The organism is Cryobacterium sp. Hz7, from assembly GCF_004402815.1.
Taxonomy (GTDB): Bacteria; Actinomycetota; Actinomycetes; order Actinomycetales; family Microbacteriaceae; genus Cryobacterium; species Cryobacterium sandaracinum.
Map to the genome: position 1 here is coordinate 113995 of NZ_SOFB01000049.1, position 17166 is coordinate 131160.

The window sequence follows — 17166 nt, forward strand, 5'->3', positions numbered from 1 at the left end:
TCAGTTCCCCGCTGTGGTCGTCGATTCGTTGGACACGGCGTCGCCGGCCCACTTGCTGCCCCGGCCGGGAGCCGTGCGTGCGGCGACGGCAACGTCCCAGGCGACGATCCCGCCGGCGAGCAGGGTGAGGCCGGTGAAGCCGGCCGCGTCCAGGGCCATCGCGGCGCGTTCGGCCCGCGGCCCCAGATGGCAGTGCAGCACCAGCGGCACGTCCCGCGGCAGGGTGGCCATTCCGGCCTCGGTGAGCAGGTCGCCGAGAGGCAGCAGGACGGCATCCGGGATGGCGCTCTCGGCGTGCTCGTCGGGCTCGCGCACGTCGACCAGCACGAACGGGTCGGTTCCCTCGGCGCGGGCAGTGAGCCGGGCCACGAGCTCCATCGGGGTGAGCGTCGACCAGGCCCCAGCGGTGGCGGCCCGAGCGGAGCCGCGGGCGGCGGCGAGGGTCGCTGCCGGGTTCGGGTCGGCGGCGGCGATGCCGGTGCCGATCAGGGGCACTTCGGTGAAACGGCCCGAGAGCGCGTCGATCACGAGCACGCGCCCGATCAGCGGAGCGCCGATACCGGCGATCAGCTTGATCGCCTCGGTGGCCATCAGCGAGCCCACCTGGCCGCAGAGCGCGCCGAGCACGCCGGCTTCGGCGCAGTTGGGCACCTCACCCTCTGTGGGCGGGGTCGGGAACAGGTCGCGCAGATGCACCCCGGTGAGGCCGCTCTCGGCCGGTGGGGTGGCCCAGAACACCGACAGCTGGGCGTCGAAACGGAGAACGGATGCCCAGACCAGTGGCAGGCCCAGGGCCGCGCAGGTGTCGTTGACCAGGAAACGGGTGGGGAAGTTGTCGGTGCCGTCGATGACCACGTCGTAACCGCCGATGATCGCGGCGGCGTTGCCGGCGTCGAGCCGTTCGGCGTGCTGCACGACCACGGCCTCCGGCGCGATCTGGGCGATCGATTCGGCGGCGCTGGCCACCTTGGGGCGTCCGACATCCGCCTGGCCGTGCACGATCTGGCGTTGCAGGTTGCTGGGTTCGACGTCGTCGCCGTCGACGATGCCGATCGTTCCCACGCCGGCCGCAGCCAGGTAGATGAGCGCGGGGGACCCCAGCCCGCCGGCGCCGAGCACGAGCACCCGGGCGTTGGCGAGGCGGCGCTGGCCGAGCTCGTTGAGCTGGGGCAGACGGCGTTGGCGGGCGGTGCGAACGGATTCGGCGCCGCTCAGGCGGGCGATCGGCTCGACAAGGGGGGGAATGGCCATGCTTCCACGGTAGGCGTTGGCAGCGCCCGGTGTGTACCCAAAACAGTCATCTGAGCACACCCCTTGAATTTCAGGCCGCAATGTAGTCCTCTAGATGTGAAACAGGCACCAACTAGAAATTTCGATGCAGTCTCGCGCGGCCCGACGGGTCTCGCTGTGAGGGAAGCAAACAGGAACTAGGAAGGTACTTCATGACTGGGAACAGAGCAGTTGCCTACAAGAGCCCGGGCGTCGTCGAGGTCATCGACATCGACTACCCGACCTTCGAGCTGAAAGACGGACCGGGTGTCAACCCGGCGAACGTGGGCCGCAAGGTGCCGCACGGGGTCATCCTCCGCACGGTCACCACCAACATCTGCGGCTCGGACCAGCACATGGTTCGCGGGCGCACGACCGCGCCGTCGGACCTCGTCCTCGGCCACGAGATCACCGGCGAGGTGGTCGAATGCGGACCCGACGTCGAGTTCATCAAGGTCGGCGACATCGTCTCGGTGCCGTTCAACATCTCTTGCGGCCGGTGCCGCAACTGTAAGGAGCGCAAAACCGGAATCTGTCTCAACGTCAACCCCGACCGCCCGGGCAGCGCCTACGGCTACGTCGACATGGGCGGTTGGGTCGGCGGCCAGGCCGAGTACGTGCTGGTGCCGTACGCGGACTGGAACCTCCTGAAGTTCCCGGACCGGGACCAGGCGCTGGAGAAGATCATGGACCTCACCATGCTCTCGGACATCTTCCCGACCGGCTTCCACGGAGCGTTCAGCGCGGGCGTCGGGGTCGGATCGACCGTATACATCGCCGGAGCGGGCCCGGTGGGTCTGGCCGCGGCGGCATCCGCTCAGCTGCTCGGGGCCGCCGTCGTCATCGTCGCCGACCTCAATGAGGAGCGGCTGGCGCAGGCCCGCAGCTTCGGCTGCGAGACCATCGACCTGCGGAAGGGCGAACCGCAGGATCAGATCGAGCAGATCCTGGGTGTGCCCGAGGTCGACTGCGGCGTGGACGCGGTCGGCTTCGAGGCCCGCGGCCACGGCAAGGATGCCGGAACGGAGCGTCCGGCCACGGTGCTGAACTCGCTGATGACGGTCACGGCCGCCGGTGGTGGCCTGGGCATCCCGGGCCTCTACGTCACGGGTGACCCGGGCGGGGTCGACGAGGCGGCGAAGGTCGGCTCGCTGTCCATCCGGCTGGGCCTCGGCTGGGCCAAGTCCCTGTCCTTCGCTACCGGTCAGACCCCGGTGATGAAGTACAACCGGTCGCTGATGATGGCGATCCTGCACAACAAGGTGCAGATCGCGAAGGCCGTCAACGCTCAGGCGATCAGCCTGGACGATGCCCCGCGCGGCTACGCCGAGTTCGACGCCGGCAAGTCGATCAAATACGTGCTGAACCCGAACCAGTACATCAAGTAAGCGCGTTCGACCGGTAACAGGGCATCCGGCCCGCGGTTCGCCCGGGCCGGATGCCCTGTTCTGCTGAGGCCGGGCATTTGTCACCGTCCCGAAGGACTGTTGCCGCGGAGGGCGGCGGTTAGTGTGGAGACATGATTGATCAGTTCCAACGCCCGCTGCACGATCTGCGCATCTCGGTCACCGACCGCTGCAACTTCCGCTGCGTGTACTGCATGCCCAAAGAGGTCTTCGGCAAGGACTTCGCTTTCATGGAACGCGACGAACTGCTCTCCTTCGAAGAGATGACCCGGCTGGCGCGGATCAGCGTGGCGCACGGGGTCGAGAAGATCCGCCTCACCGGCGGTGAGCCGCTGCTGCGCAAAGGGATCGAGGAACTGGTGGCGATGCTGGCGGCGCTCCGCACCCCGGACGGCCGCCCGATCGACATCGCGATGACCACCAACGGTTCGGTGCTGGCGCTGAAGGCCCGGGCTCTGAAGGACGCCGGGCTGAAGCGCGTCACGGTGTCGTTGGATTCGCTCGACGACGCCACGTTCCGGGCCATGAACGACGTGAAGTTCCCGGTCGCCAAGGTGCTGAACAGCCTGGACGTGGCCCACTCGGTCGGGCTCGGCCCGATCAAGATCAACATGGTGCTCAAGCGCGGGCAGAACGATCAGGACATCGTTGCCATGGCGCGCCACTTCAAAGGCACCCCGTACATCCTCCGGTTCATCGAGTTCATGGACGTGGGCTCGAGCAACGGCTGGGAGATGGGTGACGTGGTGCCCTCGGCCGAGGTCGTGGCCCGCATCAACGCTGAACTGCCTCTCGAGGAGGTGGCCCCCAACAAGACCGGTGAGACCAGCCGCCGGTGGCGCTACCGCGACGGCGAGGGGGAGATCGGCGTGATCTCCAGTGTCACCCAGTCGTTCTGCCATTCCTGCTCGCGGGCGCGGGTCTCCACCGACGGCAAGCTGTTCACCTGCCTGTTCGCGACCGAGGGGCACGACCTGCGTGCCCTGATGCGCGGCGGTTGCACCGATGAGCAGCTGACCGAGGTGCTGAAGCAGATCTGGCGCGAGCGCACGGACCGCTATTCGGAGCTGCGCAGCGCCGAGACCGGCCGGCTGCGCGCATCCGGCAAGAAGAGAATCGAAATGTCGTACATCGGTGGGTGAATCCAGATGAGCAGGATCACGGCCAGGCGCAAGGTCGTGCGACTGACGGCGGGCGAGAATCCCACCAGCCGGGAAGACGTGCTGGCGGTCGAAGAGCCACTCGAGATCCGCGTGAACGGCCGCTCCCTCGCCGTCACGATGCGAACCCCCGGCAACGATTTCGACCTCGCCGCCGGGTTCCTGGTGTCGGAGGGCGTCATCACCCGGAACGAGCACTTTTCCACGGCCCGGTACTGCGCCGGCGCCACCGTCGAAGGCGTGAACACCTACAACGTGCTCGACGTGTCGCTCGCGCCCGGGGTCACACCGCCCGACCCGAGCCTGGAGCGATCGTTCCTGACGACCAGTTCCTGCGGGCTCTGCGGCAAGGCCAGTATCGACGCCGTGCGCACGAAGTCGGCGTTCCCGGTGACGGCTGACCCGCTTCAGGTCGACGCAGAGCTCCTGACGAGCTTTCCCGAGGTCTTGCGCGACGCCCAGGACGTTTTCGAGAAGACCGGCGGCATCCATGCGGCCGCCCTCTTCGACGGGACCACCGGTCGGATGCTGGTGCTGCGCGAAGACGTCGGCCGCCACAACGCGGTCGACAAGGTCATCGGCTGGGCGCTGAAGGAAGACCTGCTTCCGCTCACCGGCACGGTGCTGATGGTGTCGAGCCGGGCGAGCTTCGAACTGGCGCAGAAGGCGCTGATGGCCGGGATTCCGGTGCTCGCCGCCGTGTCGGCGCCGTCGTCGCTGGCCGCCGAGTTCGCGGACGAGGTCGGCATGACGGTGGTCGGGTTTTTGCGCGGCGACTCCATGGTGATCTACGCCGGGGCGGAACGCATCACGAGCGGCGAGCGGACGCCGCAGAGCGTCCCCGGCTAGCCGCGCTCCGCGGGTTCGACCACCCGCCCGGTGCGCCAGGTGTCGACCGTGATCACGCAGCCCACCACTATCAGGGAGATCGAAACGGAGGCCAGGGCATCCGTGGTCCAGTGGTAGCCGAGGTACAGGCGGCTGAGGGCCGCCAGCGCGATGCCGACCACGGCGATGCTGAGACCGAGGGTGGTGGCCCGCATGCTGCAACGGCGCGAGAGCAGAAGGTAGGCGGTCACCAGCAGGAAGTCGGATGCACCCAGCACGTGGCCGGAGGGGAACGAGAACGTGAGATCCGTGCCGTACAGCATCAGGTCGATCGGCGGCCGCTCGCGGCCGACAGTGCGTCCGATGACCTGGGCCAGCACCACGCCGGTTGCCATGGCACCGGCGAGCAGCAGGGGGCGCCAGGCGTGCCGGGTGAGAAGACCCCAGCCGACGCACACGACCAGCACGATCAAGGGCAGCGCGACCGGCCCGAATACGACCGCCAGCACCACCATCACGGTCGTCAGAACGGGGGACCGGGCTTCCAGCAGCCACTCCTGCACGGGGAGGTCGATCGCGGTGACGCCGCCGCCGCTCTGCACACTCAGCAGCGTGAGCGTGAAGACGACGGCGCCGAAACCCAGGCAGGCGATCGCGGTGACTTGGAGCATGCGGCGGGACCGGGCATTGCGTTCCCACGTCTCGACGACGTACCGGTCGTGGAACGTGCGCCACGGATGCGACGCGCGGCTGCGTCGGCGTTCGCGATCGAGTGTCACGGCCAGGGGAGCCCAGACCGCCACCGCGATCCCGATGCCGAGCAGTGCCGCCCCGACGGTGTCGGTCAGCCAGTGAGCGCCCAGGTAGGTGCGGCTGAGCATCATCAGCGCCGTGTACAGCGCCCCGGCCAGCCACACCCACCAGAACCGGAAGAGCAGCGCCAGGATTATCGCCAGCGTCGCCGCATTGGCGACATGGCCGGAGGGGAACGACCCGAAATCGACGCTGACCAACAGATCGTCGAGCTCGACCGGGCGGGCCCGGCCGAACAGCCACTTGAGGAGGTGCACGGCGGCACCGGAGACCACGGTTACCGCGAGGGCGAAGCCCGCGGCCCACGGGTGCTTGAAGAACAGGAGCAGGCCGATGAGCAGACCGGGCACGACGACGGAGGCGGTGAGACCGCCGCCCAGGCTGTTCATCACGAGGGCGAGGGAATCCCACACCGGTGCCCGATTGCCGGACACCGCGATCATCCACTCCGTGTCCAGGGCGAACGGCTTGCCGTTCCGGGAGATGACCAGGCCCAGACCCACCGCCAGCGCGACGGTGACCAGCCCGGAGAGCAGCGGCCACCAGTGGGTGACGCGCTGTGCCCCAGCGCCCGTGTTCACGCCTCGGCTCACGTCAGCGGTGCTGAATTCGCTGCCTCGTGGGCGATGAATCGCACGGACATGGCCTTGTAACCGGGGGTGTTCGACTCCCGGGCCACGAGCTCGCGGTGCATCAGGGCGTTCGCCTCGGGGAAATACGCGGCCGCGCAGCCCCGCGGGGTGGGGTAGACCACCAGGCGGAACTCGTTGGCGCGCCGCTCCTCGCCCCGGAAAGTGCTGATCACGTCGACCATGTCGCGGTCCGCAAAGCCCAGCTCGGTGACGTCGTCCTGGTGGATCAGGATGACCCGGCGGCCGCCGGAGATTCCGCGGTAGCGGTCATCCAGGCCGTAGAACGTGGTGTTGTACTGGTCGTGGCTGCGCATGGTCTGCAGGATCAGGTGGCCGGCCGGCGGGGTGAGGTACTCGAGCGGGCTGACCGTGAACCGGGCCCGGCCGATGTCGGTGGCGAAGCTGCGGGTGTCGCGGGGTGGGTTGGGCAGTACGAAACCGTTCTTCGTCTTGAGGCGCGCGTTGAAATCGGTGAAGCCCGGGAGAACCCGCGAGATGCGGTCACGGATGACGTCGTAGTCGTCGGCCATCGCCTTCCAGTCGATCACGTGGTCGTCGCCGAGGGTGGCGCTGGCCATCCGGGCGACGATGACGGGCTCGGCGAGCAAGTGCTCGGAGACCGGGTCCAGACGCCCCTGCGTGGTGCGCACGACCGACATGGAGTCCTCGACCGAGAGCACCTGGCGACCACCCGGGTGCTTGTCGTCCGTGTCGGTGCGCCCCAGCGTCGGCAGGATCAGCGAGGTCGTGCCGTGCATGATGTGCGACCGGTTGGGCTTGGTCGACACGTGCACGGTCAGGCCCACGCGCTGCATTGCCGCCTCGAGGGCCACTGTGTCGGAGCAGGCGAGGGCGAAGTTGCCGCCCATCGACACGAACACGTCGACGTCGTCGTTCTCGAAGGCCGCGACGGTGTCCACCGAGTCGAGGCCGTGCTTGCGAGGGGACTCGATGCCGAATTCCTTGTCCAGCGCGGCGAGCATCGATTCCTTGGGCTTCTCCCAGACGCCCATGGTGCGGTCGCCCTGCACGTTGGAGTGGCCGCGAACCGGGCAGGCGCCGGCGCCCGGCTTGCCGAAGTTGCCCTGCAGCAGGAGTAGGTTGATGATCTCCTTGAGTGTGTTGACCGAGTGCGGCTGCTGAGTGAGTCCGAGCGCCCAGCAGATGATCGTGGCCGTGGAGTCGATCATCATCTGCGCGACGGTGGAGATCTCCACCGCGGTGAGCCCGGTGGCCTTCTCCGTCTCGGCCCAGTCGATGGTCGTGCGGGCGGCGCGGTACTCGTCGAGGCCCTGGGTGTTCGCCGCGACGAACTCCGCGTCGACGACGGAGCCGGGAACGCGCTCCTCCGCTTCGAGCAGCAGGTGGCCGAGGGCCTGGAACAGGGCCAGGTCGCCGCCGACCTTGATCTGCAGGTACTCGTCGGCGAGTGCTGTGCCATCGCCGATCAGGCCGGAGACCGACTGGGGATCCTTGAAATTGAACAACCCGGCCTCGGGCAGCGGGTTGACGGCGACGACCCGGCCACCGTTGTCCTTGCACTCCTTGAGGGCCGACAGCATCCGCGGGTGGTTGGTGCCCGGGTTCTGGCCGACGACGAGGATCAGCTCGGCATGGTGGATGTCTTCGAGCGAAACGGTGCCCTTGCCGATGCCGATGGTGGCGTTCATGGCGCTTCCGGAGGACTCGTGGCACATGTTCGAGCAGTCGGGCAGGTTGTTCGTGCCGATCGAGCGGGCGAACAGCTGGTAGAGGAACGCCGCCTCGTTGGCGGTGCGTCCCGAGGTGTAGAAGACCGTACGGTCGGGAACGGTGGCTCGGATCCGCTCGCCGATGAGCTCGAAGGCTTCGTTCCAGGAGATCTGGGAGTAGTGCGTGTCGCCGGGACGGATGACCACCGGATGCGTGATGCGGCCCTGGTTGCCGAGCCAGTACTCGGTCTTCGTGGCGAGCTCCTCGATCGAGTGCTCGGCCCAGAACGCCGGCGTCACGGTGCGCAGGGTGCTCTCCTCGGCGACGGCCTTGGCGCCGTTCTCACAGAACTCCGCGGTCTTGCGGTGGCCCTGCGACTCCGGCCACGCGCAGCCCGGGCAGTCGGTGCCGTCGCGCTGGTTGAGGCGCAGCAGCGCCTTCGCCGTGCGGGGAACGCCGGCCTGCGCGAACCCGCGATCGAGCGCCACCAGAACCGCTTCCACTCCGGCCGCGGACTTCTTCGGCTTCGTGACGACCAGATTGTCTTCGTTGATGTCTTCGATCGGAGCGCGTCGTGTCATGTGACCATTTTGCTCCATTTCACAGGGCGTTCCGACATCGGCTACGTGTATGTTCGGATCGGACTGCTTGAAGCAGGAGACAGGGGGGGCACCGTGGGAACTCACACGACGCTGGACACGATGCGGCAGACCCGGTCAATCCTGGACGGCATTCGCTGCGCCGACGACCTGACCATCGCAGCGAGCCGGGACGGCGGCATCCGCGCCGTGCGCCTGCTCGCGCAGGCGGCGACCGACCCTGGCGACCAGCTGACCGCGATCGCGGCCATTCACTCGCTCGGCCAGGTGTTCGACGAGTCCGCGGATGACGTGCTCGTGTCGCTGCTCACCCACGACTCCCTCTTCATCCGCGAACACACGGCCTGGGCGTTCGGCGCCCGGCTGCCCCGGTTCGAGGCGATCTCCGGACTGCTGAGCATGGTGGTCGACGGCGGCTTCTCCGGCATGATCGCCCAGCGCACGCTGGAGCAGTGGAGCTCGTCGGTGCCGGTGCATGTGGCGCTCGCCCTCGAGGGCACCCTGATCGGCGTGCATGAGTGCGGCGCCCGCGCCCGCCTGGTCGAAACGATGGGTCTCATCGCCGGGCGCATCCCCGAACGTCTGCTGCGCCGGGTCGCAGTCGACGGCTCCGAGCCGAACGCGGTGCGTGCGGCGGCGATCGCGGCCATCGGCGACCTCGGTCCGAACGAGGCCAACATCCGTATCGTGAGCGACCTGTCGCAGGGCAGCGGCGTGCTTGCCGACGTGGCCCGGCTCGCCCTGATCGACTTGACCGTGCCGGCCTACCCGCGCCCGCCGTGGAGCCGGGGGCTGACGGTGGCCCAACTCTTCCTGCACGCCGACATCGACCGCGAACTCAGCCAGGTGGGAGCCGGCGATAACGGCGGCATCGCCACGCTGCTCGTGCGCCTGGGCGACGCGCTCGTCTCCGGCGGCAGCGGCAGCGGCGGCAGTGAGCGCGGCGGCTCCGTGGAACGGGTGCTCACCCTCTCCCGCGGCAGCTTCGCCGGCGCGCTCACCTCTTTGTCCGAGGTCGGGTCTTCCCTCGCGGAGCACGCCTTCGCGACCGTGCCCTTCCTGGGCGAACCCGTCGCCTCGGTCGATGCCTGGCCGCGGCGGATTGCGACGCAGCGCGGCATCCGTCGCATTCTGCGCGCCGCCGGCACCGTCGACGCGATCCACCTGCGAATGGCCGACATCGGCACGCTGGCTGCCTCCACCGTCGCCCGCGAGCTCGACATTCCGATCGTGTTCACGGTGGCCCCCGACCCGCACAGCGTCATCCACTCCCTCGACAGTTCCGGGGTGCTCACCCGGGCGAACTTCGGCACGGTCGACGAGACCGAGCACTTCTGGTTCCGGGCCCGGCTCGTGCAGCGGCTGGCCGCGGATGCCGCGCACACCGTTCTCTTCCCGAGGCCCGAGCTGCGGCGTGACATGCGCGACCTTGTGGGAATCGATATCCGGCAGCATCCGGAACGCCACTCCGTGATCGCGGAGGGCATCGACCTCGCCGTGATCGAGCGTGCCCTGGCGGATGCCCGACTCGCGGCCGACCCGCCCGCCGCGCACGCGACCGGCGCGACCGGCGTGACCAGCGCGGCTGGCGCGGCGGGCGCAGCGGCGCTAGCTGAACTGGACGACCTGCTCACCACCCTCCCGCCGAGCCGGCGCGGGCTTCCGCTCGCCGTCACCGTCGGACGCCTGCACCGCGTCAAGGGCATGGCTGCCCTGGTGCAGGCGTGGGCTGCGGATGTTGACCTGCGCGCCCGCTGCAACCTGCTCATCCTCGGCGGGGACCTGAATTCTCCCTCCCTCGACGAGAAAAGCCAGCTGGACCAGATGGCCGCGGTCGTCGACCTCGCCAATGCGGCCGACCAGGGCCTACTGCTCGCCGGGCACCGCACCAACGACACCGTGGCGCACTGGCTGGCCGCGGCCCGGTACGGCCGGCCCGGACTGGCGGCCCCCAATGGGGCGTATGTCTGCGCGAGCATGAAGGAAGAATTCGGCATCGCCCTGCTTGAGGCCATGGCGACCGGGCTCACCGTCGTCGCCCCGAATTCCGGCGGCCCGGCCACCTATGTGGAGCACGCAGTGACGGGTTTCCTCGTCGACACCGGCAACCAAACGGCCCTGGCGGGCGGGATCATCGCTGCACTCGAGTTGGCTGCCGGCCCCCTCGGACCGGAGTACGCGGACCGGGCCGGGGAAATGGTGTCGCGTTCCTTCACGATCCAGGCCATGGCTGAGACGCTGACCCGGGTCTACCGCGACGTCGCCGACACGAACGAGTCGGGCGCGTACCTGATGAGCGTTTCATGACGCTGCTGATCATCAGCCCGGACTACGCCTCCCACCTGTTCCCGCTGGCCACTCTGGGCACCGCGTGGCTGGAGGCCGGCGAACGCGTCGTGGTGGCCAGCGGTTCGGCCACTGCCGACATCGTGGCCGCGTTCGGATTCGAGCGCATACACCTGCAACTGGGCCGCGGCTCGAACCCCGGCACGATCCGCGCCGAGGAACAGCCGACGGGCGAGGACGACGCGCTCCGCGGGTTCTTCGACGCCACCCGGCTCGGAATGGTGGAAACGCTCTGTTTCCAGGCCAAGGCACGCAGCAGCGACCTGCTCTGGAACCCGGTGGAGGTGGCCCGCGCGGTACAGCTCATCGTGGCCGAGGTGCAACCCGACCACGTGATCGTCGATCACCTGGCGTTCAGTGCGCGCCTCGCTTTGGTGAGTGCGGGCATCCGTCACGCCGATGTGGTGCTCGGTCACCCGTCGGCGCTGCCCGTGGGCGCGGAGGTCTACGGTTTCCCGCCGGAGTGGCCGCTCGCCTTCGCGCCCGACAGCGACGACCTCGGCGCACTCCTGACGATCTGCGAGAGCGTGCGGGATGCGTTCACCACCCAGTGGAACGACGCCCTGCGGGTTCTCGACCCGGCCGCGCTGCCGAGCCCGGATGCGTTCATGGAGTCCGGAGACATCCTGCTGCTCAATTATCCGGCCGAGCTGCACGACACCGCACGTGGCGAGTTGCTGCCGGCGCACGCGTTCCTCGGCTCCGCCGTGCGCAACGAGGCCGCCGACGGCGAGGTGAACGCCTGGCTCGCCGCCGACAGTGACCGGCCCATCGTCTATGTCAGTTTCGGCAGCTTCCTGTCGGTGCGCGGGGATGTTCTCGCCCGGGTGGCCGAGGCGCTTGCCGCACTCGACGTGCGGGTGGCCGTCGCCACCGGTGCCACCGACCCCGCGGAACTCGGGCCGATCCCCGACTCCTGGCTCGTGCGCGCGTTCCTGCCGCAGGTCACCGTGCTGGCGCGCTCGGCTCTGGCGGTGTCGCACGGCGGCAACAACAGCGTCACCGAGGCGATGACCTCGGGGGTGCCACTGCTGCTGCTGCCCTTCTCCACCGACCAGTTCGCCGGGGCCGCCGCGGTCGAAGCGGCCGGATTCGGGCTGTCCCTCGCGCCCAACACGGCTACGGTTGAGGAGCTTCGGGCCGGAATAGCCGAACTGCTCGCGCTCGACGGGGACGCCCGGCGAAGCCTGGATCGGTTGAGTTCCTCGCTGCAGGGCGGGGCCGGGCCCAAGCGCGCGTACGCGGCGCTGCTGGCGGTGCCGGTCGAGCTGTAGGTTGCGAGTATCCGGGAGGTCAGACGTCGATCGCGTAGACCAGGGATTCCTGCACCATACCGAACCAATCGTAGATGTCGTTCAGGAACGGTGCCGCGTCGGCGCTCCGCGCCGGCACCCCGTCGGGCCCGATCTCGAGGCGTTCGGCAAGGGTGAGGCGCAGGTCGGTGAGCGTGCGCAGCCAGGACTGCACGTCGTCGGCGTCGAGGTCGATAATCACGGGCGCCTCGGCGGATGCGGCCGCGTCGGCGGTCGCAGGTAGCTCGGCGTCGTTCGGTTCGTCGGCGATGTCGGCGGGCGGTTCCTCGCCGAGCGTCGCAAGCATGCACCGGGCGTTCCGCACCTTGCGCTCGAGCAGGTCATCGGCGGTGAACCGGCGGAATTCCGCGGCGGCCTCGGGGTCATCGGCGTAGGCATCCGGCAGCAGCCGACGCAGGGCCGGGTCACCGGATGTGCCGAGTGCGTGGGTTTCGGCGCCCTCCAGCAGGTCAATCAGCTGGCTCGCGGCCAGGCGCAACAGGCCGATCTCGACGGGTTCGAACCGGGCGGTCACGCTGCGGGCGTTCTCGCTGCCCGTCATGAACTGCATCATGCGTCGGCCTTGGCGAGGGTGGCCCACAGCCCGTAGCCGTGCATGGCTTCGACGTGGCGTTCCATTGCTTCCCGGTTGCCGGAAGCGACGACGGCCTTCCCGTCGTTGTGCACCTGCAGCATGAGGCGCTCGGACTCCAAGGCGGAGATGCCGAAGTAGCTGCGGAACACGTAGGAGACGTAGGACATCAGGTTCACCGGGTCGTCCCAGACGATGGTGATCCAGGGGCGATCGAGGGACACGGCGTCTCGCAGATCGAGTCGTTCGTCAGTCTTCGGCACGGGTTAAGCCTCACACGGAGGGGGGGCAATTCCAACCCGGTGTGGCCGGTGTCCGGGGGCGTGGTGCGGTGCGGTTTCGGTGCTCAATCGCGCGTGTCGACGTCGAGCCCGGTCTCGAGGTCGGCGCAATCGACCAGCCGGGTGTTGTGAGACTGCAGGTAGGGACGTGCGCCGGTGTCGCCGGTGGCGGTGTCGATGAGCGCGCCCCAGTGTGCTCGCCCGATCACCACCGGGTGTCCCGGGCGGGCGTCGAAGCCGGCCTGCCGGAGCGTGAGCGGGCCGACGGGGTTCGCGTCGGCATCCGTGGCACCGGGCACGGTGTCACCGGGCAGGGTGTCGATGGGCAGGGTGCCGATCAGTCGTGCGACCGTGCCGGGCAGCAGACCCGGGATATCGACCGGGACGATCGCCACGGCGACCGGAGCAGGCAGGAGCTCGGTGGCCTGCAGCTCGGTGGCTTGTCGCAGGCCCGCCCGCAGGGACGCGGAGAGTCCCTCTGCCCAGTCTTCAGCCTGCGTGAGGACGACCGACGGGGTCATGCCGAATTGGTGGAGCAGTGCCCGGACTTCTGCGGTTTCGGCGCCGAGCACGACGATCACCGGTGAGCAGCCGGCATCCGTGAGCGTGCGGATCGTGCGCACCAGCCAGGGGATGCCGTCGTCGCCTCGCGCAAGTGCCTTCGGCATGCCGTAACGGGAGCCGGCGCCGGCTGCGAGCACGAGGCCGGCGATTGGTGCGGAGGAAGTGGCCATGCCTGCCATCGTAGGGCGGTGCGGGTGTGGGCACGGGTGTGGAGGTCGGTCGGGCACGGCCCGCACGATTCTCACCTTTTAGTCCATCAACCCCTGACGAATTCGACGGAGATTTTACCGATTTCGCGCCCAAACGGATGCTCGGGGCCGGTTCTAAGCAAAATCTCCGTCGAATTCGTTCGGCCAGGGCGGGATTGAGGGCGGGACTGGAAGGCGGGAGGGCGGCTCAATCGCCGGGCGGCTCAACCACCGGTCGGGGCGAGCACCCGGCGGCCGCGCACGAAGACGCCGGCGATCGCGGGCTGGCGGAGGGCCAGCAGAAGCGCGAAGAGGGTCTGGTCGGTGGCCATCTCCTCGTCGTCGGCCCGGATGCCGCGCTCGAGCACCGTGGCAAGGGGCTCCCAGCGGTCCGGCTCGATCAGGAGGAAGTCGGCGTCCTTGCCCACGTCGAAGTTGCCGAACCGGGCCTCCATGTCGAGTGCGCGCGCGCCGGCCAGGGTGCCGGTGAAGAGCAGGGCGGCCGGATCCAGCGACAGGCCCGCCTCTCCGGGCTCGGAGAGGTGCACCTTGAAACAGTCGTTGAGCACCCGGGAGATGAGCCATTCGTCGCCCGCGCCGACATCCGACCCGATCGCCACATTCACGCCGAACGACGTCGTGCGCAGCCACGGCATGGTGCCCGATCCCAGGAACTGCTGCGACGTGGGGCAGTGCGCCACGCTCGTTCCCGTCTCGGCCAGGCGAGCCAGCTCGCTGTTCTCGCAGTGCACGGCGTGGGCGAGGATGCTGCGCCGCCCCAGCAGGCTCGACCCGCCTCGCGCCGAACCCGGCAGGAACCGGCCGTCGTAGGTGTCGAGGTAGGTGTCGACCTGGTAGACCGACTTCACGGCCTCGATCTCGCCCGTGCCGGGCCGGTTGTTCTCGTTCAGGTGGCTGTGGAAGTAGACCCCCTGGCCGCGCACCGCGTCGTAGAGCTCGCCGAGCCCCGCCAGGGTCGTGGGGGTGACGGAGAGGCTGAATCGCGGCACCACCGCCACCTGAAGCAGCGCGGTGGCGGCGTCGCCGGTGTCGACCGCGTGCCAGCGGGCGATCTCATCCGTCACAAGCTCCAGGGCCCTGGCCTCGCTCGTGAGCAGCGCCTGCGAGGGCTTCGAACCGACCGTCTGGATTCCGCGCCCGCTGACCAGGCGCAGTCCGGCCCGGTGCGACTCCTCGAACAGGGCGTCCTGCGCGGGAGGGAACGCGGAGCCGAAGACCAGGGCGCTGGTCGTGCCCGCGGCGACGCGGCGACGGGTGAAGTCCCGGGCGATCTGCTCGCCGAACCCGGGGTCGGCCAGGCGAGCCTCGGCCGGGAAGACGCAGTTGTCCAGCCACTCGAGCAGCTGGCCGCCGCCATAGGAATCCGTGGAATAGGTCTGCGGGAAGTGCACGTGGGTGTCGACGAAGCCGGGCAGGATGAAACCGCCCCGGTTGTCGGTGACCGCCAGGGTTTCGTAGACGGCAGGGAGGTCGACGAATGAGCCCACCCAGGCGATCCGGCCCGTGTCGGTGGTCACCAGGACGCCGTCGGGCAGGGACACGAGGTGCCGGTGCGCGGCGGCCACGGTGGGGGAGCCGGCAATGTGGAAGATGTGGCCGCGGTAGACCCGGCTGGACGGTGTCACGTGAGAGCCCGTTCTCTGTTCGTCGTTCTCTTCCACTGGACTCGTTTCCACCGGACTCGTTCAGTGTATTGGGGGTCGTCAGGCTCGACCGCCGCGCGATCAAGTAAACGCTTGCAGCAAACGCTTGCATAAGCGGTACGCGACGGAGTAGCGTCACATCTGTTGTTCTCAGCGCCACCGGGCGCGAGACAGGGGGAGTCACTGTTGACGAAACGCACCGCTACACGCCGCCCGGCCATCCGCCGCATTGTGGCCACGATCGGAGCCGGCGCGATCGTTCTCTCCGGTCTCGCCTTCTCCGAGATGTCCGCGGCCGCCGCCACCCCGACGGTCGCCCTGGTCGGCAGCCTGCAGAGCGAGTTGGGCTGCACGGAGGACTGGCAGCCGGCCTGCGAGTCCACCGAGCTGGCCCCGACGGGCGTCGACGGGGTCTGGTCCGCCGAGTTCACGGTGCCGGCCGGCAGCTACGACTACAAGGTCGCCCTCAACGACGCGTGGGACGAGACCTACGGGCTGGACGGTGGCGCCGACAACATCTCGCTGACCATCGCCGGTGAAAGCCGAATGAGCTTCACCTTCGACCTCGGCCGGAAGCGCGTCGGCCTCGAGGTACTCTCCCTGGCCGGTGCCTACTCCGCGGAGGACGAGGCCGTGGCGGCCGCGCCCATCCGCCAGCCCGGCAGCGACGAGCAGTTCTACTTCGTGATGACCGACCGGTTCAAGGACGCCGACCCGGCCAACAACACCGCCGGCCTCGGCGACGACCCACTGGTATCCGGCTACGACCCCGCGAACAAGGGTTTCTACAACGGCGGCGACCTCGCCGGGCTCCGTTCCCAGCTCGACTACATCGAGGGTCTCGGCACGAGCGCCCTCTGGCTCACGCCGTCCTTCAAGAACCGGGCCGTGCAGGGCGAGGGCGCGAACGCGTCCGCGGGCTACCACGGCTACTGGATCACCGACTTCACCCAGATCGACCCGCACCTCGGCACCAACGCCGAGCTCAAGGCGCTCATCGACGACGCGCACGCCCGCGGCATCAAGGTGTACTTCGACATCATCACCAACCACACCGCCGACGTCATCGACAACGAGGAGAAGCAGTACTCCTACATCGACAAGGCGACGTCGCCCTACACGACCGCGGCCGGCGAGCCCTTCGACCCGGCCGACTACGCGGGGACCGACGAATTCCCGACCCTCGACGGGACATCCTTCCCCTACACGCCGTTCGTCGCGGCCGCCGACGCCACGGCCAAGGTGCCGGCCTGGCTGAACGACCCGACGCTTTACCACAACCGGGGAGATTCGACCTTCGAGGGTGAGAGCAACCTCGACGGCGACTTCTCCGGCCTCGACGACCTGATGACCGAGAACCCGGCCGTCGTGAACGGCTTCGTCGACGTGTACACGGACTGGGTCGACCTCGGTATCGACGGCTTCCGCATCGACACGGTCAAGCACGTCAACCTGGAGTTCTGGGACACGTGGTCCACGCAGGTGCTCGACTACGCGCACGCCGCGGGCAAGCCCGACTTCTTCATGTTCGGTGAGGTCTACGACGCGGATGCCGCGAAGACGTCCCCGTACGTGCGCAAGACCGACCTCAACTCGGTGCTCGACTTCGGATTCCAGTCGCAGGCGACCAGCTTCGCCGCCGGCAACTCCGCGAAGGGGCTCAGCCAGCTGTTCGCCTCCGACGACCTCTACACGACTCCCGACTCCAACGCCTCCGCGCTGCCGACCTTCCTCGGCAACCACGACATGGGCCGGATCGGCTACTTCTTGAAGAACACCGATGACCCGCTTGCCCGCGACGTGCTCGCCCACGAGCTCATGTTCCTGACCCGCGGCTAGC

The 17166-nt window shown here is 68.7% G+C and carries 13 protein-coding genes; 6 read left to right on the forward strand and 7 right to left on the reverse strand.

Annotated features, from left to right (window positions below):
- Positions 1 to 1251 carry a ThiF family adenylyltransferase gene (locus E3N86_RS10820; RefSeq protein ID WP_134511930.1) on the reverse strand — a complete coding sequence of 417 codons (1251 nt, stop codon included), beginning with the start codon at positions 1249 to 1251 and terminating at the stop codon, positions 1 to 3.
- Between the two features lie 191 nt (positions 1252 to 1442).
- Between E3N86_RS10820 and fdhA the strand changes: the two genes are divergently transcribed.
- The 3 genes from fdhA (at position 1443) to fdhD (ending at position 4684) form a co-directional block, all read left to right on the forward strand.
- Positions 1443 to 2657, forward strand: a complete 1215-nt coding sequence (gene fdhA, locus E3N86_RS10825) for a formaldehyde dehydrogenase, glutathione-independent (RefSeq protein WP_134511931.1) — start codon at positions 1443 to 1445, stop codon at positions 2655 to 2657.
- A gap of 131 nt (positions 2658 to 2788) precedes the next feature.
- A complete protein-coding gene (moaA, locus tag E3N86_RS10830; RefSeq protein ID WP_134342182.1) occupies positions 2789 to 3817 on the forward strand; it encodes a GTP 3',8-cyclase MoaA in 1029 nt (342 codons plus the stop codon).
- A gap of 6 nt (positions 3818 to 3823) precedes the next feature.
- Positions 3824 to 4684: a formate dehydrogenase accessory sulfurtransferase FdhD gene (gene fdhD, locus E3N86_RS10835; protein WP_104101323.1), complete on the forward strand. Its 861-nt coding sequence runs from the start codon at positions 3824 to 3826 to the stop codon at positions 4682 to 4684.
- On the opposite strand, the gene E3N86_RS10840 is transcribed toward fdhD, so the two are convergent.
- Complete coding sequence (locus E3N86_RS10840; protein ID WP_174843017.1) at positions 4681 to 6069, reverse strand: phosphatase PAP2 family protein; 1389 nt, start codon at positions 6067 to 6069, stop codon at positions 4681 to 4683. The two genes, fdhD and E3N86_RS10840, sit on opposite strands and share 4 nt — an antisense overlap.
- On the reverse strand, positions 6066 to 8381 hold the full coding sequence (locus tag E3N86_RS10845; protein WP_104101320.1) for an FdhF/YdeP family oxidoreductase: 2316 nt from the start codon (positions 8379 to 8381) through the stop codon (positions 6066 to 6068). Before E3N86_RS10845 ends, E3N86_RS10840 begins: the two co-directional genes overlap by 4 nt.
- A gap of 93 nt (positions 8382 to 8474) precedes the next feature.
- Between E3N86_RS10845 and E3N86_RS10850 the strand changes: the two genes are divergently transcribed.
- Both E3N86_RS10850 and E3N86_RS10855 read left to right on the forward strand, forming a co-directional pair.
- Entirely contained in the window at positions 8475 to 10706 is a 2232-nt protein-coding gene (locus E3N86_RS10850; RefSeq protein WP_134511932.1) for a glycosyltransferase, read from the forward strand.
- The gene (locus tag E3N86_RS10855; protein ID WP_134511933.1) at positions 10703 to 12019 is read left to right on the forward strand and encodes a glycosyltransferase; all 1317 of its coding nucleotides are present in this window, start codon (positions 10703 to 10705) and stop codon (positions 12017 to 12019) included. The genes E3N86_RS10850 and E3N86_RS10855 overlap by 4 nt, the downstream gene beginning before the upstream one ends.
- A gap of 19 nt (positions 12020 to 12038) precedes the next feature.
- On the opposite strand, the gene E3N86_RS10860 is transcribed toward E3N86_RS10855, so the two are convergent.
- The 4 genes from E3N86_RS10860 to E3N86_RS10875 form a co-directional block, all read right to left on the reverse strand.
- Positions 12039 to 12611, reverse strand: a complete 573-nt coding sequence (locus E3N86_RS10860) for a DUF2017 family protein (protein WP_134374386.1) — start codon at positions 12609 to 12611, stop codon at positions 12039 to 12041.
- Positions 12608 to 12892, reverse strand: coding sequence for an ATP-dependent Clp protease adapter ClpS (gene clpS / locus E3N86_RS10865; protein ID WP_233191428.1), 285 nt, complete (start codon positions 12890 to 12892; stop codon positions 12608 to 12610). Before clpS ends, E3N86_RS10860 begins: the two co-directional genes overlap by 4 nt.
- An 83-nt stretch (positions 12893 to 12975) precedes the next feature.
- Positions 12976 to 13644, reverse strand: coding sequence for an NTP transferase domain-containing protein (locus tag E3N86_RS10870; RefSeq protein ID WP_134511934.1), 669 nt, complete (start codon positions 13642 to 13644; stop codon positions 12976 to 12978).
- Between the two features lie 242 nt (positions 13645 to 13886).
- On the reverse strand, positions 13887 to 15308 hold the full coding sequence (locus E3N86_RS10875; protein ID WP_104099389.1) for an amidohydrolase family protein: 1422 nt from the start codon (positions 15306 to 15308) through the stop codon (positions 13887 to 13889).
- A gap of 204 nt (positions 15309 to 15512) precedes the next feature.
- On the opposite strand from E3N86_RS10875, the gene E3N86_RS17890 reads away from it, so the two are divergent.
- On the forward strand, positions 15513 to 17165 hold the full coding sequence (locus tag E3N86_RS17890) for an alpha-amylase family glycosyl hydrolase (protein WP_370295421.1): 1653 nt from the start codon (positions 15513 to 15515) through the stop codon (positions 17163 to 17165).
- Position 17166: the final 1 nt, after the last annotated feature.